The organism is Brenneria izadpanahii (assembly GCF_017569925.1).
Lineage (GTDB): Bacteria > Pseudomonadota > Gammaproteobacteria > Enterobacterales > Enterobacteriaceae > Brenneria > Brenneria izadpanahii.
The window spans coordinates 1,294,663-1,320,035 of record NZ_CP050854.1 but is presented as its reverse complement, the minus strand read 5'-3'; the positions used below and the strand labels follow the sequence as shown (position 1 = coordinate 1,320,035).

Below are 25,373 nucleotides of genomic sequence, written 5' to 3'. Positions count from 1 at the left end.
GTCAGCTATGGGTGTTTTCGGGTTTGCTGATTAAACTCTCAAGAGACGGTAGAGCGCCGCTGTAGTGCTCAAGCGTAATGGATACCGCCACCGTACCGCCTTTATCGCCGGTGAAATTGCCTTCCGTACTGACTTCAATCGTCGGCGAACCGTTGCTTTCCGTAATGCGGATATAGTGACTGATATCGGTGCCTTCTTCCAGTTCGCCGACAAGATCGCTTAAATCGATTCTGTCGCCTTCGCTGGCATTGAAGTCTTTGATCACATCATGCCCGACATCGCCGGCCTGCCACTTAAAGGTGTCGGCCCCGCTTCCTCCGGTCAAGACGTCGTTGCCTGCCCCGCCGATCAGCAGATCGTCCCCGCTGCCGCCATACAGCAGATCGTTGCCGGCTCCGCCTTTCAGGGTATCGTTACCGCCTTGCCCGAAGAGGATATCGTTGCCCGTACCGCCATTGAGAATGTCATTGCCGCCGTTGGAGGAAGACAGGTCGAACTCAGCGCTATGCTCGGTGATATAGTTATGCACCTGCTCCACGGAAGCGGTGGTGTTCGCGCTCAAATGCAGCTGGTTGCCGACATACTGCTGCAACGCCTGCAGCCCGTTACCGTCAATGCCGTCAAACGATATCGCATCGCCGAACAGGATGTCGTCGCCGCTGCCGCCCAGCAGCGTATCATTCCCGCCGTCCAGCGGCTGATTCGTTCCCAAGATCGCCTCGGAAAGTTGGCTAGGATCGATATGATCCATCACTACGCCGTCGCTGTCATAGTTTTTCAGGCTCGATGCATTCAGCGAGTCACCGACGCCGATCGCTTCCACGTTCGACACCTGATGCAGCAAAGCGTAGCCCTCAGCGGAGTTGGACGTTGTCGCCGAGTTGGAGTTATAGCCCGTTCCCGCCAGATGAGAGATCTCATAGGTTCCGTCGCCTTCGGCATGAACCTGACCAATCACCATTTTAGTACCACGATTGGAGTAGTAGTAAACATCACCGCTGCTGCTGATGACCTCACGGTTAACCCCCGAAATGTTCATGTAGTAGGAGTGCCCCGGCTGGTAATCAAACGAGTCGATGTTCAACAAACTCGTTCTGCTGACCATCACCGTATCCGTCTCGCCGGCCTGATAGTAGGTCGGCTCGCCGTCGGTGATGAAGTACGTCAGATTAGAGCCGCCGTTCTGCGTTACGGTCTCGCTCTGGAACCAGTTGGCCGCCGTTTTAAATACGTCCTCATAGTTCGTGCCGCCGCCGGAAGCCAGAGAATTCAGAACGTCTATCAGCTTGGATAGCGCATTCGCGTCCGACAGGTTTACAGACACGCTCTGACCGACATTGGTATCGAAATCCGCCAGGAAGACGTTAACCGATCCCGCATGAGCAGTGGAGGCGCTCTTGACCAGGTGATTGAACACGTTGGTCAGCGAAGCCACCGTCTTATTGATGCTGTCCGTCGACAAACTGCCGGAGGAGTCCACCAGGAATGCAATATTGTAATTTTGCCCTTCCATGATCTGCAAACCGGAGACATCGCCCACCATTAGATCGTTACTGTGCGTGCCGGTCAGCGTATCGTCGCCGGTGGTGCCCACGGTGGCGCCGTACTGTTCGACCTCATGCGAAGAGTAACCGGTGGACGAATCGTGATTCGCTAGCTCGGTTGACGTCGCCTGCGCAATTACGTCGAACTTACCGGCCGATACCGGCACCAACACGCTGATTTCAGAAGTGAACGACTGCGCATTATTGGTATTCGGGATCAGGTAAGTCCCGTCGCTGCCCACGGTATAAAGCACCGTATCGCCGGAGACAATCTGCGTACCTTCCGGCAGACCGGACAAAGTAATGCCAGACAGCGTCTCGCTGCCGTCAGTATCCGTTAATGAAGCAGAGACGCTGATCGTGTGCTGCTGATAGCCGCTCTGAGCTGGGATCACTTCGATCGTGGTGCCCTTGCTATCCGCCAGAACCGACGTACCGTCGCCGTAGATCACGCCTTCCAACTGGTTGCCGCTGCTGATTAACTGGCTACTGCCATAAACGTTCACGCCGTCGAACGTATTCACACGGCTCGAGGCATTGTTGTTGGTCGACGTACTGACGCTGTACTTGGATGAATCGCCGTCCTGAATAAAGATATAGTCCGGCGACGTGCCGCTGGCTTCCGAGCCGTTGTTGCCGGTGACGGCATTCAGATTGCGCAGAGTGCCGTCCTGGGTATAGCCGGAACCGTCATGCACCACGTAGACATCGGTGTAGTTACCGCTGCCGGTGGTATTCCCTTGAGTATAATAGGCAACCGTACCGCTGCCGACCACCTCGGGAACCGGATCCCCATCCGATAGCCAGACGCGGACGCCATCGCCGATCTTAACGATCTTGCCGTCCTGAACATCAAATCCGCCATTCTCGCTGCCGCCGTTGACCTTTATCGTCTCCGGTATCAACGTGGTTTCACCGCTGGTGGTGCTCAGGGTTACATTAGGGGTATCCGCAACCGGGGTAATATCAATATTCAACGAAGCATTGCCGCCGGTATTTCCCGCCGTATCAACGGGCTGATATGAGAATTCGCTAAGCGGCGAGCCTGCGGCATTCCCTACCGGCTCAAATCTCAAATCGAGATTCTGCGCCGTAAATTCCTGCCCGACCGTTACGGCCTTCCAGTTACCTCCATCATTAAAATACAGCGTCCCTTCACTGGCCGACGGCAGAGTCGAAATCACAATACTGGCAGTATCGGCGGAGACGCCGAGATCGCTCCAGCCAATATGCAGCGGCGTATCTTCCGTTCCGGTTACGGTATCGTCATGAGTAACCGGCGGCGTAATATCCATCACCGCGTTACTGCTATCCTGCGACTGATTACCCGCAGCATCGGTTGCCGTGGCATCGACAGTAATTTTTCCTTCGGCCAGCGAACTGAGATCGGTTTGCGCCTGCCAATTACCATCAACGACCGGCACATTGTTCAACGTGACAGACTTGCCATTCACATCGGTAAATACTAAATCGACGCTATTCTCACTGCTGGTGCCGCTGATAACCGTATTGGTCAGTTCAGACTGACTGATATAACCATCATCACCCGCAAAGTGGGTGATATCGACTTCCGGCGCCACGGTATCAACACCATACGGACGGCTCGCTTCAGCGGTGGTCGTATTTCCTGCTGCATCGGCAGTGGTGACCGTAGCATTGACCGCGTTATTGCCCGCCAGCACGCTGCCCGGCACATTGACACTCCAGGTGTTGCCGTCGGCATTCACGGTAGTTTGATAAGTCTCATTGCCTACCGTCACGGTAACCGTATCGCCCGCCTGAACATCCGAGCCCACTTTACCGGTGACGCTGATGTTTTGGTTGGACTCGGCCGCATTGATTACGTTATCCGCAGTAATCGTGTCGATGGAGATCGCGGCTTCTGGCGCCATGGTATCGACACCATACGGACGGCTCGCTTCGGCGGTGGTCGTATTGCCTGCCGCATCGGCGGTGGTGACCGTGGCATTCACCGAGCTATTGCCCGCCAGCACGCTGCCCGGCACATTCACGCTCCAGGTGCTGCCGTCGGCATTGACGGTAGTCTGGTAAGTCTCATTGCCTACCGTGACCGTCACTGTATCGCCAACCTGGACGTCCGAACCCACTTTACCGGTGACGCTGATGTTTTGGTTGGACTCGGCCGCATTGATTACGTTATCGGCAGTAATGGTATCGATAGTGATCGCGGCTTCCGGCGCTACCGTATCCACCGTATAACCACGACTGGACTCGGCAGTGGTCGTGTTGCCTGCCGCATCCGCAGTCGTCACCACAGCATTCACCGAGCTATTGCCCGCCAGCACGCTGCCCGGCACATTAGCGCTCCAGGTGCTGCCATCGGCATTGACCGTGGTCTGGTAGGTCTCGCTGCCCACCGTCACGGTGACCGTATCGCCAGCTTGGACGTCCGAGCCCACTTTACCGGTCACAGTCACTTCTTGCTGCGACTCAGCGGCATTAATCACATTATCCGCAGTGATGGTATCAATGCTAATTGCTGCTTCCGGCGCTACCGTATCCACACCATACGGACGATTGGCATCCGCTGTGGTTGTATTCCCTGCGGCATCCGCGGTGGTGACCGTAGCATTGACCGACGTATTGCCCGCCAGCACGCTACCCGGCACATTAACGCTCCAGGTGCTGCCATCAGCATTCACGGTAGTTTGATAAGTCTCGTTACCTACCGTTACGGTAACTGTATCGCCAGCCTGGACGTCCGAACCCACTTTACCGGTGACGCTGATATTTTGGTTGGACTCAGCGGCATTCACCACATTATCGGCGGTGATGGTATCAATGGAGATCGCCGCTTCTGGTGCTACGGTATCCACACCATACGGACGATTGGCATCCGCAGTGGTTGTATTCCCTGCGGCATCCGCGGTGGTGACCGTGGCATTGACCGACGTATTGCCCGCCAGCACGCTGCCCGGCACATTCACGCTCCAGGTGCTGCCATCGGCATTCACGGTAGTTTGGTAAGTTTCACTACCTACCGTTACGGTGACCGTGTCGCCAGCCTGGACGTCCGAGCCCACTTTACCGGTGACGCTGATATTTTGGTTGGACTCAGCGGCATTGATCACGTTATCCGCAGTAATCGTGTCGATAGTGATCGCGGCTTCCGGCGCTACCGTATCAACTGTATAACCACGACTGGACTCGGCAGTGGTTGTATTCCCTGCTGCATCCGCGGTAGTGACGCTGGCATTGACCGACGTATTGCCCGCCAGCACGCTACCCGGCACGTTGACGCTCCAGGTGCTGCCGTCTGCATTCACGGTAGTTTGATAAGACTCACCACCCACGGTGACCGTGACCGTATCACCCGCCTGAACGTCCGAGCCCACTTTACCGGTGACGCTGATATTTTGGTTGGACTCGGCCGCATTAATCACATTATCGGCAGTGATGGTATCGATAGTGATCGCGGCTTCCGGCGCTACCGTATCAACCGTATAACCACGACTGGACTCGGCAGTGGTCGTATTCCCTGCTGCATCGGCGGTGGTGACCGTAGCATTCACCGCATTATTGCCCGCCAGCACGCTGCCCGGCACATTCACGCTCCAGGTCGTGCCATCAGTATTCACGGTAGTCTGGTAAGACTCACTGCCCACCATCACGGTAACCGCATCGCCAGCCTGAACATCCGAGCCCACTTTACCGGTGACGCTGATGTTTTGGTTGGACTCAGCGGCATTAATCACATTATCGGCGGTAATGGTATCGATAGTGATCGCGGCTTCCGGCGCTACCGTATCTACACCATACGGACGATTCGCTTCGGCGGTGGTTGTATTCCCTGCCGCATCCGCAGTGGTGACCGTGGCATTGACCGACGTATTGCCCGCCAGCACACTACCCGGCACATTCACACTCCAAGTGTTGCCGTCGGCATTGACCGTGGTTTGATAAGTCTCACCACCCACGGTGACCGTTACCGTATCGCCGGCCTGGACGTCCGAACCCACTTTACCGGTGACGCTGATATTTTGGTTTGACTCAGCGGCATTAATCACATTATCGGCAGTAATGGTATCGATAGAGATCGCCGCTTCCGGCGCTACCGTATCAACTGTATAACCACGACTGGACTCGGCAGTGGTTGTATTCCCTGCTGCATCTGCGGTAGTGACGCTGGCATTGACCGACGTATTGCCCGCCAGCACGCTGCCCGGCACATTCACGCTCCAGGTCGTGCCATCAGCATTCACCGTGGTCTGGTAAGTTTCACTGCCCACCGTTACGGTGACCGTGTCGCCAGCCTGAACGTCCGAGCCCACTTTACCAGTCACGCTGATATTTTGGTTGGACTCAGCGGCATTAATCACGTTATCGGCGGTAATGGTATCGATAGAGATCGCGGCTTCCGGCGCTACCGTATCAACTGTATAACCACGACTGGACTCGGCAGTGGTTGTATTCCCTGCGGCATCCGCGGTGGTGACCGTAGCATTCACCGAGCTATTCCCCGCCAATACGCTGCCCGGCACATTCACACTCCAGGTGCTGCCGTCGGCATTCACGGTGGTCTGGTAAGTTTCACCGCCCACGGTGACCGTCACCGTATCACCAGCCTGGACGTCCAAACCCACTTTACCGGTGACGCTGATATTTTGATTGGATTCGGCAGCGTTGATCACGTTATCGGTGGTGATGGTATCGATGGAGATCGCCGCTTCCGGCGCTACCGTATCGACATCATACGGACGGCTCGCTTCGGCTGTGGTCGTATTCCCCGCCGCATCGGCAGTGGTGACCGTAGCATTGACTGCGGTATTACCCGCCAATACGCTGCCCGGTACGTTAACGCTCCAGGTGTTGCCATCAGCATTCACGGTCGTCTGGTAAGTTTCACCACCGACGGTCACAGTAACGGCATCACCGGCCTGAACGTCGTTACCGACACGGCCAGAGATAGTCTGCGGCTGGTTGGACTCATTTAAATTGATAGTGTTATCCGCGGTCACCGGATCGATAGTAATGCTGGCTTCCGGCGCCACGGTATCCACACCATACGGACGATTGGCATCCGCCGTGGTCGTATTGCCCGCCGCATCGGCGGTGGTGACCGTAGCATTGACTGCGGTATTCCCCGCCAATACGCTGCCCGGCACATTGACGCTCCAGGTCGTGCCATCAGCATTGACCGTGGTTTGGTAAGTCTCACTGCCCACCGTTACGGTAACCGTATCGCCAGCCTGGACGTCCGAACCCACTTTACCGGTGACGCTGATGTTTTGATTGGACTCGGCCGCATTAATCACATTATCGGCAGTAATCGTGTCGATAGAGATCGCCGCTTCTGGTGCGGTGACATCCACTTCATAACCGTGACTGGTATTTGCGGTAGCGACATTCCCCGCCGCATCCGCAGTCGTCACCGTAGCATTGACTGAGTTATTGCCCGCCAGCACGCTACCCGGCACATTGACGCTCCAGGTGCTGCCATCAGCATTCACGGTCGTCTGGTAAGTCTCATTGCCTACCGTCACGGTAACCGTATCGCCAGCCTGGACGTCCGAACCCACTTTACCGGTGACGCTGATATTTTGGTTGGACTCAGCGGCATTCACCACATTATCCGCAGTGATGGTATCAATACTAATCGCCGCTTCTGGTGCAGTGACATCCACTTCATAACCGTGGCTGGTATTTGCGGTAGCCGTGTTACCTGCCGCATCCGCAGTCGTCACCGTGGCATTCACCGAGCTATTACCCGCCAGCACACTGCCCGGCACATTAACGCTCCAGGTGCTACCGTCGGCATTCACGGTAGTTTGGTAAGTTTCACTACCTACCGTTACGGTAACCGTATCACCCGCCTGGACGTCTGAGCCCACCTTACCGGTCACAGCCACATCTTGCTTCGACTCAGCGGCATTAATTACGTTATCGGCAGTAATCGTGTCGATAGAGATCGCCGCTTCCGGCGCCACCGTATCCACACCATACGGACGATTGGCATCGGCAGTGGTTGTATTCCCTGCCGCATCCGCAGTGGTGACCGTAGCATTGACCGACGTATTGCCCGCCAGCACGCTGCCCGGCACGTTGACGCTCCAGGTGCTGCCATCCGCATTCACGGTAGTCTGGTAGGTTTCACTGCCCACCGTTACGGTAACCGTATCACCCGCCTGGACGTCGTTACCGACACGGCCAGAAATAGTCTGTGGCTGGTTGGACTCATTTAAATTGATTGTGTTATCCGCGGTCACCGGATCGATAGTAATGCTGGCTTCCGGCGCTACCGTATCCACCGTATAACCACGGCTGGACTCGGCGGTGGTTGTATTCCCTGCTGCATCCGCGGTGGTGACCGTAGCATTGACCGACGTATTGCCCGCCAGCACGCTGCCCGGCACGTTGACACTCCAGGTAGTGCCATCAGCATTGACCGTAGTTTGGTAAGTTTCGCTGCCCACCGTCACGGTAACCGCATCGCCAGCCTGTACATTGGCGCCCACCTTACCGGTCACAGTCACATCCTGCTGCGATTCAGCGGCATTAATCACGTTATCGGCGGTAATGGTATCGATAGAGATCGCGGCTTCTGGCGCCACGGTATCGACACCATACGGACGGTTTGCATCCGCCGTGGTCGTATTCCCCGCCGCATCCGCAGTGGTGACCGTAGCATTGACCGACGTATTGCCCGCCAGCACGCTGCCCGGCACGTTGACGCTCCAGGTGCTGCCATCGGCATTGACCGTAGTTTGATAAGACTCATTGCCTACCGTCACCGTGACCGTATCGCCAGCCTGCACGTTGGCACCCACCTTACCGGTGACACTGATGTTTTGGTTGGATTCGGCCGCATTAATCACGTTATCGGCGGTAATGGTATCGATAGAGATCGCGGCTTCCGGCGCTACCGTATCAACCGTATAGCCTCGGCTGGATTCGGCAGTGGTTGTATTCCCCGCCGCATCCGCAGTCGTCACCGTAGCATTCACCGACGTATTGCCCGCCAGCACGCTACCCGGCACATTCACGCTCCAGGTGCTGCCGTCAGCATTAACTGTGGTTTGGTAAGTTTCGCTGCCGACAGTCACCGTGACCGTATCGCCAGCCTGGACGTTAGCACCCACCTGACCGGTGACGCTGATGTTTTGGTTGGACTCAGCGGCATTAATCACATTATCGGCAGTGATGGTATCGATGGAGATCGCGGCTTCCGGTGCCACGGTATCAACCGTATAGCCGCGGCTGGACTCGGCAGTGGTCGTATTCCCCGCCGCATCGGCAGTGGTGACCGTGGCATTGACCGACGTATTGCCCGCCAGCACGCTACCCGGCATATTAACGCTCCAGGTGCTGCCATCGGCATTGACCGTGGTTTGATAAGTCTCGTTACCTACCGTCACCGTAACCGTATCACCGGCCTGCACGTCGGCTCCCACCTGGCCAGTCACAGCCACATCCTGCTGCGACTCAGCGGCATTCACCACATTATCCGCAGTGATGGTATCAATACTAATTGCCGCTTCTGGTGCGGTAACATCCACTTCATAACCGTGGCTGGCATTTGCGGTAGCGGTATTCCCCGCCGCATCCGCGGTGGTGACCGTAGCATTCACAGTGCTATTGCCCGCCAACACGCTGCCCGGCACATTCACACTCCAGGTGCTGCCGTCGGCATTGACTGTGGTCTGGTAAGTCTCACCACCCACGGTGACCGTAACCGTATCACCAGCCTGGACGTCCGAGCCCACTTTGCCGGTGACGCTGATATTTTGGTTGGACTCGGCCGCATTCACCACGTTATCCGTAGTAATGGTATCGATGGAGATTGCCACTTCCGGCGCTACCGTATCCACCGTATAGCCTCGGCTGGACTCGGCTGTGGTCGTATTCCCCGCCGCATCCGCGGTAGTGACCGTAGCATTCACCGACGTATTGCCCGCCAGCACGCTACCCGGCACATTCACGCTCCAGGTGCTGCCGTCAGCATTAACTGTGGTTTGGTAAGTTTCGCTGCCGACAGTCACCGTGACCGTATCGCCAGCCTGGACGTTAGCACCCACCTGACCGGTGACGCTGATGTTTTGGTTGGACTCAGCGGCATTAATCACATTATCGGCAGTGATGGTATCGATGGAGATCGCGGCTTCCGGTGCCACGGTATCAACCGTATAGCCGCGGCTGGACTCGGCAGTGGTCGTATTCCCCGCCGCATCGGCAGTGGTGACCGTGGCGTTGACCGACGTATTGCCCGCCAGCACGCTACCCGGCACATTCACACTCCAGGTGCTGCCGTCTGCATTGACCGTGGTCTGATAAGTCTCATTGCCCACCGTCACGGTAACCGCATCGCCAGCCTGGACGTCCGAGCCCACTTTACCGGTGACGCTGATGTTTTGATTGGATTCGGCAGCATTGATCACATTATCGGCAGTAATGGTATCGATAGTGATCGCGGCTTCCGGCGCTACCGTATCAACTGTATAACCACGACTGGACTCGGCTGTGGTCGTATTCCCTGCTGCATCAGACGTGGTGACCGTGGCATTGACCGAACTATTGCCCGCCAGCACACTGCCCGGCACATTGACGCTCCAGGTGCTGCCATCAGCATTCACGGTAGTTTGGTAAGTTTCGCTGCCCACCGTTACGATAACCGTATCGCCAGCCTGGACGTCCGAGCCCACTTTACCGGTGACGCTGATGTTTTGGTTGGACTCAGCGGCATTAATCACATTATCGGCAGTGATGGTATCGATAGTGATCGCGGCTTCCGGCGCTACCGTATCCACCGTATAACCACGGCTGGACTCGGCGGTGGTTGTATTCCCTGCTGCATCCGCGGTGGTGACCGTAGCATTGACCGACGTATTGCCCGCCAGCTCGCTGCCCGGCACGTTGACGCTCCAGGTCGTGCCATCAGTATTCACGGTAGTCTGGTAAGACTCACTGCCCACCATCACGGTAACCGCATCGCCAGCCTGAACGTCCGAGCCCACTTTGCCGGTGACGCTGATGTTTTGGTTGGACTCGGCCGCATTAATCACATTATCCGCAGTAATCGTATCGATGGAGATCGTGGCTTCTGGCGCTACGGTATCCACACCATACGGACGATTGGCATCTGCTGTGGTCGTGTTACCTGCCGCATCAGAGGTGGTGACGCTGGCATTGACCGACGTATTGCCCGCCAGCACACTGCCCGGCACATTCACGCTCCAGGTCGTACCATCGGCATTCACCGTGGTCTGGTAGGTTTCGCTGCCCACCGTTACCGTGACCGTGTCGCCAGCCCGGACGTCCGAGCCCACTTTACCGGTGACGCTGATGTTTTGGTTGGACTCAGCGGCATTAATCACATTATCGGCAGTAATCGTGTCGATAGAGATCGCCGCTTCCGGCGCGGTGACATCCACGTCATAACCGTGGCTGGTATTTGCGGTAGCGGTATTCCCTGCCGCATCGGCAGTCGTCACCGTGGCATTCACCGAGCTGTTGCCCGCCAATACGCTACCCGGCACATTGACGCTCCAGGTAGTGCCGTCAGCATTCACGGTAGTTTGGTAAGTTTCGCTGCCGACAGTCACCGTGACCGGATCACCCGCCTGGACGTCCGAGCCCACTTTACCGGTGACGCTGATGTTTTGATTGGATTCGGCAGCATTGATCACATTATCGGCAGTAATGGTATCGATAGTGATCGCGGCTTCCGGCACTACGGTATCCACACCATACGAACGGTTTGCATCCGCAGTGGTCGTATTGCCTGCCACATCAGCAGTCGTCACCGTAGCATTGACCGACGTATTGCCCGCCAGCACGCTGCCCGGCGCATTGACGCTCCAGGTGTTGCCGTCAGCATTCACGGTGGTCTGGTAAGTCTCACCACCCACGGTGACCGTTACCGTATCGCCGGCCTGAACGTCGTTACCAACACGGCCAGAGATAGTCTGCGGCTGGTTGGACTCATTTAAATTGATGGTGTTATCCGCGGTCACCGGATCGATAGTAATGCTGGCTTCCGGCGCTACCGTATCCACACCATACGGACGGTTCGCTTCGGCCGTGGTCGTATTTCCCGCCGCATCCGCAGTGGTGACCGTAGCATTCACCGAGCTATTACCCGCCAGCACGCTACCCGGCACATTGACGCTCCAGGTGCTGCCATCAGCATTCACGGTAGTCTGGTAAGTTTCGCTGCCTACCGTTACCGTAACCGTATCGCCAGCCTGAACATCCGAGCCCACTTTACCGGTGACGCTGATATTTTGGTTGGACTCGGCCGCATTGATCACATTATCGGCAGTAATCGTATCGATGGAGATCGCCGCTTCCGGTGCTACCGTATCGACACCATACGGGCGATTCGCTTCGGCCGTGGTTGTATTGCCTGCCGCATCCGCAGTGGTGACCGTGGCATTCACCGAGCTATTGCCCGCCAGCACGCTGCCCGGCACGTTGACACTCCAGGTAGTGCCATCAGCATTCACGGTAGTTTGATAAGACTCAGCGCCCACGGTGACCGTGACGACATCACCGGCCTGCACGTTGGCTCCGACTTGGCCGGTTACTGGGATGGGCTGATTAGACTCAACAGCATTAATCACGTTATCGGCGGTGATGGTATCGATGGAGATCGCCGCTTCCGGCGCTACGGTATCCACACCATACGGACGGTTCGCTTCGGCGGTGGTCGTATTGCCTGCTGCATCGGCTGTTGTCACCGAGGCATTCACCGAGCTATTACCCGCCAACACGCTGCCCGGAACACTCACGCTCCAGGTGCTGCCGTCGGCATTCACCGTAGTTTGATAAGACTCATTGCCTACCGTCACCGTGACCGTATCGCCAGCCTGCACGTCGTTACCAACACGGCCAGAGATAGTCTGCGGCTGGTTGGACTCATTTAAATTGATAGTGTTATCAGCGGTTACCGGATCGATAGTAATGCTGGTTTCCGGCGCTACCGTATCAACCGTATAACCACGGCTGGACTCGGCGGTGGCTGTATTGCCTGCCGCATCAGACGTGGTGACCGTGGCATTCACCGAGCTATTACTCGCCAGCACGCTACCCGGCACGTTGACGCTCCAGGTGCTGCCATCAGCATTCACGGTGGTCTGGTAGGTTTCGCTGCCCACCGTTACGGTAACGGCATCACCAGCTTGCACGTCGGCTCCCACCTTACCGGTAACAGCCACATCTTGCTGCGACTCAGCGGCATTAATCACATTATCGGCGGTGATGGTATCGATAGTGATCGTGGCCTCCGGCGCCACCATATCCACACCATACGGACGATTGGCATCGGCAGTAGAGGTATTACCCGCCGCATCGGCAGTTGTCACCGTAGCGTTCACCGAACTGTTGCCCGCCAATACGCTGCCCGGCACATTCACACTCCAGGTGCTGCCATCGGCATTCACGGTAGTCTGGTAAGTTTCGCTGCCTACCGTCACCGTGACCGTATCGCCAGCCTGGACGTTAGCACCGACCTGACCGGTAACTGGGATGGACTGATTAGACTCAGCGGCATTCACCACATTATCGGCGGTGATGGTATCGATGGAGATCGCCGCTTCCGGCGCCACGGTATCCACACCATACGGACGATTGGCATCGGCAGTGGTCGTATTGCCTGCCGCATCAGCAGTCGTCACCGTAGCATTGACCGACGTATTGCCCGCCAGCACGCTGCCCGGCACATTCACGCTCCAGGTGCTGCCATCAGCATTCACGGTAGTTTGATAAGTCTCGTTACCTACCGTTACGGTAACTGTATCGCCAGCCTGGACGTCGTTACCGACACGGCCAGAGATAGTCTGCGGCTGGTTGGACTCATTTAAATTGATAGTGTTATCCGCGGTCACCGGATCGATAGTAATGCTGGCTTCCGGTGCCACGGTATCGACACCATACGGACGGTTCGCTTCGGCGGTGGTTGTATTGCCTGCCGCATCCGCAGTTGTCACCGTAGCATTGACCGACGTATTGCCCGCCAGCACGCTACCCGGCACATTGACGCTCCAGGTGCTGCCGTCGGCATTCACGGTAGTTTGATAAGTCTCATTGCCTACCGTCACGGTAACCGTATCGCCCGCCTGTACATTGGCGCCGACCTGGCCGGTCACAGTCACATCCTGCTGCGACTCAGCGGCATTAATCACATTATCCGCAGTAATCGTGTCGATGGAGATCGCTGCTTCCGGCGCTACGGTATCCACACCATACGGACGATTGGCATCCGCAGTGGTTGTATTCCCTGCTGCATCCACGGTAGTGACGCTGGCATTGACCGCGTTATTGCCCGCCAGCACGCTGCCCGGCACGTTGACGCTCCAGGTGCTGCCGTCGGCATTGACCGTGGTCTGGTAGGTTTCGCTGCCCACCGTGACCGTCACCGTATCGCCAACCTGGACGTCCGAGCCCACTTTACCGGTGACACTGATGTTTTGGTTGGATTCAGCGGCATTGATTACGTTATCCGCAGTAATCGTATCGATGGAGATCGCCGCTTCCGGTGCTACCGTATCGACATCATACGGACGATTGGCATCGGCGGTGGTTGTATTGCCTGCGGCATCAGACGTGGTGACCGTAGCATTGACCGACGTATTGCCCGCCAGCACGCTACCCGGCACATTCACGCTCCAAGTGCTGCCATCGGCATTCACGGTCGTCTGGTAAGTTTCACCACCGACGGTCACAGTAACGGCATCACCGGCCTGAACGTCGTTACCGACACGGCCAGAGATAGTCTGCGGCTGGTTGGACTCATTTAAATTGATTGTGTTATCCGCGGTCACCGGATCGATAGTAATGCTGGCTTCCGGCGCCACGGTATCCACACCATACGGACGATTGGCATCCGCCGTGGTCGTATTGCCCGCCGCATCGGCGGTGGTGACCGTAGCATTGACTGCGGTATTACCCGCCAATACGCTGCCCGGCACATTGACGCTCCAGGTACTGCCGTCAGCATTGACCGTAGTCTGGTAAGTCTCACCACCCACGGTGACCGTAACCGTATCGCCAGTCTGGACGTTAGCACCCACCTGGCCAGTCACAGCCACATCCTGCTGCGACTCAGCGGCATTGATCACGTTATCGGCGGTGATGGTATCAATGCTAATTGCTGCTTCCGGCGCCACGGTATCAACACCATACGGACGGCTCGCTTCAGCCGTGGTCGTATTTCCCGCCGCATCAGCAGTTGTCACCGTAGCGTTCACCGAACTGTTGCCCGCCAATACGCTGCCCGGCACATTGACGCTCCAGGTGCTGCCATCGGCATTCACGGTAGTCTGGTAAGTCTCATTGCCTATCGTGACCGTCACCGTATCGCCAACCTGGACGTTCGAGCCCACTTTACCGGTGACGCTGATGTTTTGATTGGACTCAGCGGCATTGATTACGTTATCCGCAGTAATCGTGTCGATGGAGATCGCGGCTTCTGGCGCTACCGTATCCACCGTATAACCACGGCTGGATTCGGCGGTGGTCGTATTCCCCGCCGCATCAGACGTGGTGACCGTAGCATTGACCGACGTATTGCCCGCCAGCACGCTACCCGGCACATTGACGCTCCAGGTGCTGCCGTCGGCATTCACGGTAGTTTGATAAGTCTCATTGCCTACCGTCACGGTAACCGTATCACCAGCCTGGACGTTAGCGCCCACCTGACCGCTAACCGGGATCGTCTGATTAGACTCAGCAGCATTAATCACGTTATCGGCGGTAATGGTATCAATACTAATTGCCGCTTCTGGTGAGATGACATCCACTTCATAACCGTGACTGGTATTTGCAGTAGCGGTGTTACCCGCCGCATCCGCAGTGGTGACGCTGGCATTGACTGAGGTATTACCCGCCAATACGCTGCCCGGCACGTTGACGCTCCAGGTTGCTCCATCGGCATTGACCGTAGTTTGGTAAGTTTCACTGCCGACAGTCACCGTAACCGTATCACCCGCCTGAACGTCCGAGCCCACTTTACCAGTCACGCTGATATTTTGGTTGGACTCAGCGGCATTAATCACATTATCGGCGGTAATGGTATCGATGGAGATCGCGGCTTCTGGCGCCACGGTATCGACACCATACGGGCGATTGGCATCGGCGGTGGTTGTATTGCCTGCGGCATCAGACGTGGTGACCGTAGCATTGACCGACGTATTGCCCGCCAGCACGCTACCCGGCACATTCACTCTCCAGGTGCTGCCATCAGCATTGACCGTGGTTTGATAAGTCTCGTTACCTACCGTCACCGTGACCGTATCACCGGCCTGCACGTTGGCTCCCACCTGGCCAGTCACAGCCACATCCTGCTGCGACTCTGCGGCATTCACCACATTATCCGCAGTGATGGTATCAATGCTGATTGCTGCTTCTGGTGCGGTAACATCCACTTCATAACCGTGGCTGGTATTTGCGGTAGCCGTATTGCCTGCCGCATCAGCAGTCGTCACCGTAGCATTGACCGACGTATTGCCCGCCAGCACGCTGCCCGGCACATTCACGCTCCAGATGCTGCCGTCGGCATTCACGGTAGTTTGATAAGACTCACTACCCACGGTGACCGTAACCGTATCACCGGCCTGCACGCTAGCACCAACCTGACCGGTAACTGGGATGGACTGATTAGACTCAGCGGCATTAATCACGTTATCCGCAGTAATGGTATCGATGGAGATCGCCGCTTCCGGCGCTACCGTATCCACACCATACGGACGATTCGCTTCGGCGGTGGTTGTATTCCCTGCCGCATCCGCAGTGGTGACCGTGGCATTGACCGCATTATTGCCCGCCAACACACTGCCCGGAACATTGACACTCCAGGTGCTGCCATCGGCATTGACCGTGGTCTGGTAAGTCTCGTTGCCCACCGACACGGTAACCGTATCACCAGCCTGGACGTCCGAACCCACTTTACCGGTGACGCTGATGTTTTGATTGGATTCGGCAGCATTGATCACATTATCGGCAGTAATGGTATCGATAGTGATCGCGGCTTCCGGCGCTACCGTATCAACTGTATAACCACGACTGGACTCGGCAGTGGTCGTATTCCCTGCTGCATCCGCGGTAGTGACCGTAGCATTGACCGAGCTATTCCCCGCCAGCACGCTGCCCGGCACATTGACGCTCCAGGTACTGCCATCGGCATTCACGGTCGTCTGGTAAGTTTCACCACCGACGGTGACCGTAACCGCATCGCCAACCTGGACATCCGAGCCCACTTTACCGGTGACGCTGATGTTTTGATTGGATTCGGCAGCATTGATCACATTATCGGCAGTAATGGTATCGATAGTGATCGCGGCTTCCGGCGCTACCGTATCCACCGTATAACCACGGCTGGACTCGGCAGTGGTCGTATTCCCTGCTGCATCCGCGGTAGTGACCGTAGCATTGACCGAGCTATTCCCCGCCAGCACGCTGCCCGGCACGTTGACGCTCCAGGTCGAGCCATCAGCATTCACGGTAGTCTGGTAAGACTCACTGCCCACCGTCACCGTGACCGTATCGCCAACCTGGACGTCCGAGCCCACTTTACCGGTGACGCTGATATTTTGGTTGGACTCAGCGGCATTGATCACATTATCCGCAGTAATGGTATCAATGGAGATCGCCGCTTCTGGTGCTACGGTATCCACACCATACGGACGATTGGCATCCGCAGTGGTTGTATTCCCTGCGGCATCCGCGGTGGTGACCGTGGCATTGACCGACGTATTGCCCGCCAGCACGCTACCCGGCACATTCACGCTCCAGGTGCTGCCATCGGCATTCACGGTAGTTTGGTAAGTTTCACTACCTACCGTTACGGTGACCGTGTCGCCAGCCTGGACGTCCGAGCCCACTTTACCGGTGACACTGATGTTTTGGTTGGACTCAGCGGCATTGATCACGTTATCCGCAGTAATCGTGTCGATAGTGATCGCGGCTTCCGGCGCTACCGTATCCACCGTATAACCACGGCTGGATTCGGCGGTGGTCGTATTCCCCGCCGCATCAGACGTGGTGACCGTAGCATTCACCGCATTATTGCCCGCCAACACGCTACCCGGCACATTCACACTCCAGGTGCTGCCATCAGCATTGACGGTCGTCTGATAAGACTCACCACCCACAGTCACCGTAACCGTATCGCCAGCCTGAACGTCCGAGCCCACTTTACCGGTGACGCTGATATTTTGGTTGGACTCGGCCGCATTGATTACGTTATCCGCAGTAATCGTATCAATGGAGATCGCGGCTTCCGGCGCCACGGTATCGACACCATACGGACGGCTCGCTTCGGCGGTGGTTGTATTCCCCGCCGCATCCGCAGTCGTCACCGTAGCATTCACCGCATTATTGCCCGCCAGCACACTACCCGGCACATTCACGCTCCAGGTAGTGCCATCAGCATTCACCGTGGTCTGGTAAGTTTCGCTGCCCACCGTTACGGTGACCGTGTCGCCAGCCTGAACGTCCGAGCCCACTTTACCGGTGACGCTGATGTTTTGGTTGGACTCAGCGGCATTAATCACATTATCCGCAGTAATCGTGTCGATAGAGATCGCCGCTTCCGGCGCTACCGTATCCACACCATACGGACGGCTCGCTTCGGCGGTGGTTGTATTCCCCGCCGCATCAGACGTGGTGACCGTGGCATTGACCGCATTATTGCCCGCCAACACACTGCCCGGCACATTCACGCTCCAAGTGCTGCCATCGGCATTGACCGTGGTTTGGTAAGTTTCGCTACCGACAGTCACGGTAACCGCATCGCCAGCCTGGACGTCCGAGCCCACTTTACCGGTGACGCTAATGTTTTGGTTGGACTCGGCCGCATTCACCACATTATCGGCAGTAATGGTATCGATAGTGATCGCGGCTTCCGGCGCTACCGTATCAACCGTATAGCCGCGGCTGGACTCGGCGGTGGTTGTATTCCCTGCTGCATCCGCGGTGGTGACCGTGGCATTGACCGCATTATTGTCCGCCAACACACTGCCCGGCACGTTGACGCTCCAGGTCGAGCCATCAGCATTCACGGTAGTCTGGTAAGACTCACTGCCCACCGTCACCGTGACCGTATCGCCAACCTGGACGTCCGAGCCCACTTTACCGGTGACGCTGATATTTTGGTTGGACTCAGCGGCATTGATCACATTATCCGCAGTAATGGTATCAATGGAGATCGCCGCTTCTGGTGCTACGGTATCCACACCATACGGACGATTGGCATCCGCAGTGGTTGTATTCCCTGCGGCATCCGCGGTGGTGACCGTGGCATTGACCGACGTATTGCCCGCCAGCACGCTACCCGGCACATTCACGCTCCAGGTGCTGCCATCGGCATTCACGGTAGTTTGGTAAGTTTCACTACCTACCGTTACGGTGACCGTGTCGCCAGCCTGGACGTCCGAGCCCACTTTACCGGTGACACTGATGTTTTGGTTGGACTCAGCGGCATTGATCACGTTATCCGCAGTAATCGTGTCGATAGTGATCGCGGCTTCCGGCGCTACCGTATCCACCGTATAACCACGGCTGGATTCGGCGGTGGTCGTATTCCCCGCCGCATCAGACGTGGTGACCGTAGCATTCACCGCATTATTGCCCGCCAACACGCTACCCGGCACATTCACACTCCAGGTGCTGCCATCAGCATTGACGGTCGTCTGATAAGACTCACCACCCACAGTCACCGTAACCGTATCGCCAGCCTGAACGTCCGAGCCCACTTTACCGGTGACGCTGATATTTTGGTTGGACTCGGCCGCATTGATTACGTTATCCGCAGTAATCGTATCAATGGAGATCGCGGCTTCCGGCGCCACGGTATCGACACCATACGGACGGCTCGCTTCGGCGGTGGTTGTATTCCCCGCCGCATCCGCAGTCGTCACCGTAGCATTCACCGCATTATTGCCCGCCAGCACACTACCCGGCACATTCACGCTCCAGGTAGTGCCATCAGCATTCACCGTGGTCTGGTAAGTTTCGCTGCCCACCGTTACGACCGTGTCGCCAGCCACGTCCGAGCCCACTTTACCGGTGACGCTGATGTTTTGGTTGGACTCAGCGGCATTAATCACATTATCCGCAGTAATCGTGTCGATAGAGATCGCCGCTTCCGGCGCTACCGTATCCACACCATACGGACGGCTCGCTTCGGCGGTGGTTGTATTCCCCGCCGCATCAGACGTGGTGACCGTGGCATTGACCGCATTATTGCCCGCCAGCACACTACCCGGCACATTCACGCTCCAGGTAGTGCCATCAGCATTCACCGTGGTTTGGTAAGTTTCGCTACCGACAGTCACGGTAACCGCATCGCCAGCCTGGACGTCCGAGCCCACTTTACCGGTGACGCTAATGTTTTGGTTGGACTCGGCCGCATTCACCACATTATCGGCAGTAATGGTATCGATAGTGATCGCGGCTTCCGGCGCTACCGTATCAACCGTATAGCCGCGGCTGGACTCGGCGGTGGTTGTATTCCCTGCTGCATCCGCGGTGGTGACCGTGGCATTGACCGCATTATTGTCCGCCAACACACTGCCCGGCACATTCACGCTCCAGGTACTGCCATCAGCATTCACGGTCGTCTGGTAAGTCTCACCACCCACGGTGACCGTAACCGTATCGCCAGTCTGGACGTCCGAACCCACTTTACCGGTGACACTGATGTTTTGGTTGGACTCAGCGGCATTAATCACATTATCGGCGGTAATGGTATCAATGCTGATTGCCGCTTCTGGTGCGGTGACATCCACTTCATAACCGTGGCTGGCATTTGCAGTAGCGGTATTCCCCGCTGCATCCGCGGTGGTGACTGTAGCATTCACAGTACTATTGCCAGCCAGCACGCTGCCCGGCACATTCACGCTCCAGGTGCTGCCGTCGGCATTGACGGTAGTCTGGTAAGACTCACTGCCCACCGTCACCGTGACCGTGTCGCCAGCCTGAACGTCCAAGCCCACTTTACCAGTCACGCTGATATTTTGGTTGGACTCTGCGGCATTAATTACGTTATCGGCGGTAATGGTATCAATACTAATTGCCGCTTCTGGTGCGGTAACATCCACTTCATAACCGTGGCTGGCATTTGCGGTAGCCGTGTTGCCTGCCGCATCCGCAGTCGTCACCACAGCATTCACCGAGCTATTGCCCGCTAGCACGCTACCCGGCACATTGACGCTCCAGGTGCTGCCGTCTGCATTCACCGTGGTCTGGTAAGTTTCACCGCCTACGGTGACCGTCACCGTATCACCCGCCTGGACGTCCGAGCCCACTTTACCGGTGATGCTGATGTTTTGGTTGGACTCAGCCGCATTGATCACATTATCCGCAGTAATCGTATCAATGGAGATCACCGCTTCCGGCGCTACCGTATCCACCGTATAGCCACGGCTGGACTCGGCAGTCGTTGTATTACCCGCCGCATCGGCAGTCGTCACCGTAGCATTGACCGACGTATTGCCCGCCAGCACACTACCCGGCACATTGACGCTCCAGGTAGTGCCATCAGCATTCACGGTCGTCTGGTAAGTTTCACCACCGACGGTCACAGTAACGGCATCACCGGCCTGAACGTCGTTACCGACACGGCCAGAGATAGTCTGCGGCTGGTTGGACTCATTTAAATTGATGGTGTTATCCGCGGTCACCGGATCGATAGTAATGCTGGCTTCCGGCGCTACGGTATCCACCGTATAGCCACGGCTGGATTCGGCAGTCGTTGTATTACCCGCTGCATCAGACGTGGTGACCGTGGCATTGACCGACGTATTACCCGCCAGCACACTGCCCGGCACATTCACGCTCCAGGTCGTGCCATCAGCATTGACGGTAGTCTGGTAAGTCTCACTGCCCACCGTCACCGTGACCATATCGCCAGCCTGAACGTCCGAGCCCACTTTACCAGTCACGCTGATGTTTTGGTTGGACTCAGCGGCATTAATCACATTATCGGCGGTAATGGTATCGATAGAGATCGCGGCTTCCGGCGCCACGGTATCCACCGTATAACCACGACTAGACTCGGCAGTGGTCGTATTGCCTGCCGCATCCGCGGTAGTGACGCTGGCATTGACCGACGTATTGCCCGCTAGCACGCTGCCCGGCACATTCACGCTCCAGGTGCTGCCGTCGGCATTGACCGTGGTTTGGTAAGTCTCACCACCCACGGTGACCGTAACCGTATCGCCAGCCTGGACGTTAGCACCCACCTGACCGGTGACGCTGATGTTTTGGTTGGACTCAGCGGCATTAATCACATTATCGGCAGTAATCGTGTCGATAGAGATCGCCGCTTCCGGCGCGGTGACATCCACGTCATAACCGTGACTGGTATTTGCGGTAGCCGTGTTACCTGCCGCATCAGCAGTCGTCACCGTGGCATTGACCGACGTATTGCCCGCCAGCACACTGCCCGGCACGTTGACGCTCCAGGTGCTGCCGTCGGCATTGACCGTAGTTTGGTAAGTTTCACTGCCTACCGTTACGGTAACCGTATCGCCAGCCTGGACGTCCGAGCCCACTTTACCGGTGACGCTGATATTTTGGTTGGACTCGGCCGCATTCACCACGTTATCCGCAGTAATGGTATCGATGGAGATCGTCGCATCCGGCGCCACGGTATCGACACCATACGGACGGTTCGCTTCGGCGGTGGTTGTATTGCCTGCCGCATCCGCAGTCGTCACCGTAGCATTGACTGCGGTATTGCCCGCCAGCACGCTACCCGGCACATTGACACTCCAGGTGCTGCCGTCGGCATTCACGGTAGTCTGGTAAGTTTCGCTGCCGACAGTCACCGTGACCGTATCGCCAACCTGAACATTAGCACCGACCTGGCCGGTCACAGTCACATTCTGCTGCGACTCAGCGGCATTGATCACATTATCGGCGGTAATGGTATCAATGCTAATTGCTGCTTCCGGCGCTACCGTATCCACACCATACGGACGATTGGCATCGGCAGTGGTCGTATTCCCTGCGGCATCCGCGGTGGTGACCGTAGCATTCACCGAGCCATTCCCCGCCAGCACGCTGCCCGGCACATTCACGCTCCAGGTGCTGCCATCGGCATTCACGGTAGTCTGGTAAGTCTCACTACCCACGGTAACCGTCACCGTATCGCCAGCCTGCACATTGGCTCCGACTTGGCCGGTTACTGGGATAGACTGATTAGACTCAGCGGCATTAATCACGTTATCCGCAGTAATGGTATCGATGGAGATCGCCGCTTCCGGTGCCACGGTATCAACCGTATAACCGCGGCTGGACTCGGCGGTGGTCGTATTTCCTGCCGCATCCGCAGTCGTCACCGTAGCATTGACTGCGGTATTGCCCGCCAGCACGCTACCCGGCACATTGACACTCCAGGTGCTGCCGTCGGCATTCACGGTAGTTTGGTAAGTTTCACTACCTACCGTTACGGTGACTGTGTCGCCAGCCTGGACGTCCGAGCCCACTTTACCGGTGACGCTGATGTTTTGATTGGATTCGGCAGCGTTGATCACGTTATCGGCGGTGATGGTATCGATGGAGATCGCCGCTTCCGGCGCCACGGTATCCACACCATACGGACGATTGGCATCCGCGGTGGTTGTATTCCCTGCTGCATCCGCGGTAGTGACGCTGGCATTGACCGACGTATTGCCCGCTAGCACGCTACCCGGCACATTGACGCTCCAGGTGCTGCCATCGGCATTCACGGTAGTTTGGTAAGTTTCACTACCTACCGTTACGGTGACCGTGTCGCCAGCCTGGACGTCCGAGCCCACTTTACCAGTCACGCTGATATTTTGGTTGGACTCAGCGGCATTAATCACGTTATCGGCGGTGATGGTATCAATAGTGATCGTAGCCTCCGGTGCCACGGTATCAACCGTATAGCCACGGCTGGACTCGGCAGTGGTCGTATTCCCCGCCGCATCGGCAGTGGTGACCGTGGCATTGACCGACGTATTGCCCGCCAGCACGCTACCCGGCATATTCACGCTCCAGGTGCTGCCATCGGCATTGACCGTGGTTTGGTAAGTTTCGCTGCCCACCGTCACGGTAACCGCATCGCCAGCCTGTACATTGGCGCCCACCTTACCGGTCACAGCCACATCTTGCTGCGACTCAGCGGCATTAATCACGTTATCCGCAGTGATGGTATCGATAGTGATCGCCGCTTCTGGTGCGGTGACATCCACTTCGTAACCGTGGCTGGTATTTGCGGTAGCCGTGTTGCCTGCCGCATCGGCAGTTGTCACCGAGGCATTCACCGAGCGATTACCCGCCAGCACACTGCCCGGCACATTCACGCTCCACATGCTGCCGCCGTCGGCCGCCGTGACCGTCGTTTGATAGCTGTGGCCGCCGACCGTTACAGTGACCGTATCGCCCACCTGCACGTCATTGCCGACACGGCCGGTAATGGTCTGCGGCTGGGTCGACTCTGCCTGATTGATGACGTTATCCGTAGTCACTGGATCGATGGTGATGCTGGCTTCCGGTGCCACCGTATCAACGCCGTAGGTCCGGCTCGCATGCGCGGTGGTCGAATTTCCCGCCGCATCGGACGTGGTGACGCTGGCGCTAATTGCCGTATTGCCCGCCAGTACGCTGCCCGGTACATCGACGCTCCAGGTGTTGCCATCGGCATTGACGGTGGTCTGATAAGACTGCCCGCCGACAGTGACGGCGACTATATCGCCCGCGTGGACGTCCGCGCCCACCTGACCGGTCACGCTGATAGTCTGGTTAGATTCGTCGGCATTGACCACATTATCTTCGGTAATGGTATCAATGGAGATCGTCGCATCCGGCGCCAATGTATCAACCGTTACCGAACTACTAGCGCCAGTGCCCGGCGTTCCATTCTCATCGGTATAGCTGCCATCAGGAACACTGATGACTACGTCCCCCTCAAAATCGGAGCGAGGCGTAAGTACCGCCGACCAATGCGTAGGATCGTTTGCATCCTGGGTCAGATCGCGCAGAGTCCCATTAGCAACGCTAATATCATTTCCATCGAAACCCGCCGGAGGCTTGGTAAACGAAAAAATAACCGTGCCATCACCATTGATGGTGATGGATACAGAAGGCGATATCGTATTATCTGTTGTTTCCGAAGCTGAGGTAGCTAACGCCATAGCCCCGGCATTGCTTTCCTCAAAGGATGAGGCCGTTCCGGAAGTTAACCCTGCGGTATCATAACCGGTTGTCGGATCAACAATTTGTCCGGTCAATTCCAACACCACCGGCGTATGGCTGCCGCCGCCGTCCCCGGCTTCGCCAATATCGCTATTCCCGGCGGCCGTTGGCTCCAATATTTGCGTCGGGTCTTCCCCTTGGGCAATAGCGGATTGCAAGGCTTCGACGTCATTATTATTGCTCGCCGAGGTAGCGTCCTTATTGCTCACATCAGCCGCGCCGCTCCAACTGCTGTCGCGACCTAAATCCAGTGTGCGTCCGTCAGGTAACGTTATCGATACAGCGCCATTATTACCCGTAACGACTTCCTCTCCGCTGTAAATACGTTCACCTGCGACTAATAACCGTTGACTGCCATCCAAAGCGACGACAAAAACCTGACCGATAACGAATTTGATGATACCGATTACGCTATTCAAAATAGTTCCCCTTGATATCTATTATTATTTTTGTACTACAGATAATTTTTGATAATAGAATTTATGCCATCATCCTGATGAGGTGGTCTTGCTGTACAAGCATCCTAAAAAACTGATTGTGGTGTCGCCGTAAACTGACTTTCTTATGTGCCAATCTCTTGACTCAATGACCAATATAATAAAAAATTCGGCATATTCTTTCCAGAACTTTACTCATATTGAGTAAATAAGA

Annotated in this window: 1 protein-coding gene; it reads right to left on the bottom strand. The window is 56.7% G+C overall.

Annotated elements, in window-relative coordinates; translation table 11 throughout:
* Position 1: 1 nt before the first annotated feature.
* Positions 2-25,141: an Ig-like domain-containing protein gene (locus tag HC231_RS05855; protein ID WP_208230129.1), complete on the bottom strand. Its 25,140-nt coding sequence runs from the start codon at positions 25,139-25,141 to the stop codon at positions 2-4.
* Positions 25,142-25,373 lie beyond the last annotated feature (232 nt).